We start from the raw sequence: 355 nt of genomic DNA, 5'->3' as shown, positions 1-355 counted from the left end.
CGAGGCGGCCCCTTCCACGTCGCTCTGCGCGCCGCGATAGCCGCCCGGGGACTGCCGCTGCAGCGCGTGCAGCACCATCTGTCCCGTCGCGGTGTGAAGGTCGGCGTCACCAGCCTGAGCTACTGGCAGCAGGGGGCCCGGCGACCGCAGCGGCCCGAGTCGCTGCGTGCGGTGCGGGCGCTGGAGGAGATCCTCCAGCTGCCGGAGGAGTCCCTGATCCGGCTGCTGTCCGAGGCCGACGACCACTCCACGCTCCAGCAGCCCGCCGCCCGCTCCTACCGCTCCCTGGTGGAGGCCTCCGGCGTACTGGAGCGGCTACTGACCGAACTGGGCTGTCCGGTCGACGGCGGCCTGC

1 pseudogene is annotated in these 355 nt (G+C 73.5%); it reads left to right on the top strand.

Annotated elements, in window-relative coordinates:
- Positions 1 to 355 (top strand): annotated as a pseudogene (locus ACLZOT_RS50700) (hypothetical protein); the annotation flags it as partial.

The organism is Streptomyces sp. 4F14 (assembly GCF_048159485.1).
Taxonomy (GTDB): Bacteria; Actinomycetota; Actinomycetes; order Streptomycetales; family Streptomycetaceae; genus Streptomyces.
Note: the sequence above shows the minus strand (reverse complement) of the source record. Positions and strands in the feature narration are given on the sequence as shown.